The sequence below is a fragment of the Treponema sp. JC4 genome (assembly GCF_000260795.1).
GTDB lineage: Bacteria > Spirochaetota > Spirochaetia > Treponematales > Treponemataceae > Treponema_D.
On sequence record NZ_AJGU01000084.1, the window covers coordinates 1 to 3,255 of the forward strand.

Genomic DNA, 3,255 nt, shown 5'->3' on the forward strand with positions numbered 1-3,255 from the left:
TATAAGGAAATTTTATATTAAATGGTATTTTGCGATAATAAAAGAGGCAAAAAAAAATGGGAAAGATTTTATTAGAATTAGATGAAGAAGAAATGAAAACTCTAAATAAAGCTATAGATTATTATCTTGGAGATTTGTTGAGAAAAGAGTATCCAACCAAAGACGTTAATAAGACAAAACAAATTTTAACGAATATTAATAATAAAATCTGTTTTTTGAATCAACATATTTAAAATTTGATGAATTGATTACAGTGAAATTGTAATTATATTAGTCTTTTAAAAGACAAACGCAGTTCTTTTATTAATGAACATTTTTTTTGTTTTAAAGAAAATTTTCATGTGGGGGGGGCGTTGCGGGGGTGTCCCCCGCAGGAAAGGTAGCGACCAACGAAGTGGGCGCGTAGGGAGGGGCTCCTCCCTGCTACTCCTGCTCTTCAAAATATTCAAATGCATCTATAATATCTAGATAAACACCATCAAATCCTGCATTTACGATTTTTGTAAGATATCCGTCCTGACCATATATCACGTTTTGCCATGACGGATACCAGTATTTAACTTTATAATTTCCTTTCCATTCCGGATTTTCTTTACATAAAAAGGCTGGGGGATTTGCGTTCCAGGATTTTTCCCAGTACCAGCGGTAATCTTCGGCTTCTCCAATGCTCATATAGCAGATAACCAGCCGGGAACCTCCTGATTTTTTAGTTTTTAATCTTTGTAAATTAGAAGAGGTTAGCATCCGCTCTGCACAGAATAAATCTATGATAAGGCAGTCATAATCCGTATTTTCAAGCACCTGGATAAATTCATCTTTTAATGAATATTTATTTGGATTAATTAAATAAAGAAAATTTTTTGCTTCATTTAGGCTTTTAATATTATTTGTGTTCATGTTATAAGGTTCATAATTTGGAATAACATTAAGCGCACGTTCTGTTGCAGCAAATGAGATATATCCTTTTGCGGCATTTTTTTCATATGAATCTGAAATTTTAGATTGATTTTCTTTAGTGTAATCTATAGAAAGAATAGTAATTCCAGCTTCTTTGTAAACATTACACAGTTCCTGTATTTCTTTTGAAAGATTAACTGGTGTGGGGGTGCCATCTGCAATCCTGTAATTTTTATCCATGCCATAAAATGTGTCTTCGCGCCCGGTTCCGTTGATAGCACTTATGAAATCTGAATCGGGAATAAGTTCATCCGCATCATCATTATCCCATGCAACATTCTGCCCGTTTTGTGGAATTACAATAAAATCTGGCTTTGTTTTTCGTGCAGTTTGTGAAATTTTAATTACAAATTCCCGCATTGCGGCACGGTAGTTTTCACATGAGATTTCATTAGTTTGGAAGGTATTGTTACTTGAAACAGAACAACATGAAAAAAATAGCACAGTGCTTAACAAACTTAAAATGAAAGTGACGGGTGATTCTTTCATAGTTTTCCCCTGAAATTGTGATGGTTAAATTATAGAGTATTGGGGGAAGTTTATAAAGTTGAATAAGAGGTGTCGTGTTATTAAAAAGTTAAATGTTTCCAGAAACGTTATAATTGGTAAAGATCTGTAATATTGTAATGCCTAACCGCAACTTGGACTAAAACAGGAAAGCTAATAAGGTGTATAATAACAAAAGGACGTACACCTTATGGGAAGAACAAGAAGAAAGTTCAGCTCGGAAGAGAAGCTGAAAATGGTAATGGTAGTTATTCAGGATGGAAATACAGTCAGCGATGTTGCTCAGAAAAATAAAGTCAGTAGAAATATGAATCATTTTTGTATAATCTGATTCGCAAGATTTGCAATATTTCTCGGGCCGTCTTCATTCAGTTTTTTGAAAATGAAAATTTATAAAAAAGGGGGAAGTCTTCCCCTCGCTCCAGCCTCCGCCTGCGGTGTCTTCCGCTGCCCTCTCTACGGGACAATTGTTCGAGTTCTTTGTCCCGTAACACCCAAATATAAAGTTTAACACAAAAGAGGTAATGGGATAGGTCTTAATGAATGTTTATTAAAAGCATCCATTACAATTCCTCGTAAATATGACCAAACCAATCTGTCAATCTGTTTATTAATAAACATCTGTTTGATTTCTTCTATTTTTAATAATCGCTCAACAGTTTCTTTATCTTTTATTGTAAATGCAATAAATACAATGTATTCAGCAACAAAATATGTTTTATCGTCAACAGAGAAAGTAAACTTATACTTATGATGATTTAATAAAGTTGAATCTTGATTTATTGGATCATCTTTATTATATGCATGTTCAGTATCAATTTTTACTTTATCTAATTGTGCATCTGAGGGAGTAAAAAAAACTTTTTCGTGAGATTCAACAAGATTAACTGCTGAGAGTTCTATGGCTTTTACAAATTCTGTGTATTCGTTATTCATTTTTCATTCCTATGCACATAATTCATATAAAGATTCATAACATTTTGGTAATGTTTCAAAATCCGAATATTTACTAAAATCCAAATCACTTAAAGATTGAACATCAAGTTCAGCAGTATAATTTTCAGAGATTTCCTTTTTAATAAGTTGAAGAAGAAGAGTTCTTACAGAAATACCTTTTGAATCAGCAATTGTTTTAATTTTATCCTGCATTCCAAAAGGAACTGTAATTGACATATCCCCCATTGGCGTCAAATACAGATTTCCTCCAACAGCCTCAGAAAGCTTATATAAAACCTTATATGATGGATTTGTATTCATTGTTTCTATACGAGATATAGCACTTTGAGTTGTACCTGCATATGCAGCAACTTCTTTTTGAGAAAGATCATTTTTTCTTTCAATAAACAAAAATCGTTCATAAATGACGCAAGAGCCTTATTGAGTTTTACAAAATCTTCAATCTTTTCCATTCTTCTTTTCCTTCTTTATTTTCTCTAAATACTCACTTTTTCTTTTTCGTGCAGACTCAATTTTCATTGGATCACCATGTTTATATTCAGCTTCCAGTAATACAGAAGCGCCACACTCTCTTTTTAATTCTGAATTACAATAATATATTCTAAAAACGCCTTTCTTATCAGTTTTAGGAATTCTCATTTCTATGAGTCCATCACCAATTCCTTTTAATAAGTCTTGATTAAAATATGCTGATAAATCATCTTCATCAGCAAGCTTATCCAGAAAATCTACAACCTTCAAATAAAGCCAATTATATTTTCTTTTCTTAAAAAGATTATCAATTTCATTACTTACATAACCACCTTCATCCTTATATTCAATATATGGCATATC

6 protein-coding genes are annotated in these 3,255 nt (G+C 32.3%); 2 read left to right on the forward strand and 4 right to left on the reverse strand.

Annotated elements, in window-relative coordinates:
• Nucleotides 1-56: 56 nt before the first annotated feature.
• Complete coding sequence (locus MSI_RS14595) at nucleotides 57-233, forward strand: hypothetical protein (protein ID WP_009108062.1); 177 nt, start codon at nucleotides 57-59, stop codon at nucleotides 231-233.
• A 190-nt stretch (nucleotides 234-423) separates the two neighbouring features.
• Here the strand turns inward: MSI_RS14595 and MSI_RS13205 are convergent, their stop codons facing one another.
• Nucleotides 424-1,446, reverse strand: a complete 1,023-nt coding sequence (locus MSI_RS13205) for an endo alpha-1,4 polygalactosaminidase (RefSeq protein WP_009108065.1) — start codon at nucleotides 1,444-1,446, stop codon at nucleotides 424-426.
• Nucleotides 1,447-1,654: 208 nt separating this feature from the next.
• Here MSI_RS13205 and MSI_RS14415 point away from each other — a divergent pair, with 208 nt between their 5' ends.
• The gene (locus MSI_RS14415) at nucleotides 1,655-1,795 is read left to right on the forward strand and encodes a transposase (RefSeq protein ID WP_009108067.1); all 141 of its coding nucleotides are present in this window, start codon (nucleotides 1,655-1,657) and stop codon (nucleotides 1,793-1,795) included.
• Nucleotides 1,796-1,971: 176 nt separating this feature from the next.
• On the opposite strand, the gene MSI_RS13210 is transcribed toward MSI_RS14415, so the two are convergent.
• The 3 genes from MSI_RS13210 to MSI_RS14785 all read right to left on the reverse strand — a co-directional run.
• Nucleotides 1,972-2,400 (reverse strand): hypothetical protein, encoded by a 429-nt coding sequence (locus tag MSI_RS13210; protein WP_009108069.1) that lies wholly within the window; start codon nucleotides 2,398-2,400, stop codon nucleotides 1,972-1,974.
• Nucleotides 2,401-2,409: 9 nt separating this feature from the next.
• Entirely contained in the window at nucleotides 2,410-2,811 is a 402-nt protein-coding gene (locus MSI_RS13215; protein WP_009108072.1) for a helix-turn-helix domain-containing protein, read from the reverse strand.
• A 48-nt stretch (nucleotides 2,812-2,859) separates the two neighbouring features.
• Nucleotides 2,860-3,255, reverse strand: a 396-nt coding sequence (locus tag MSI_RS14785; RefSeq protein WP_192807776.1) for a hypothetical protein, incomplete at its 5' end; no start/stop codon positions are given.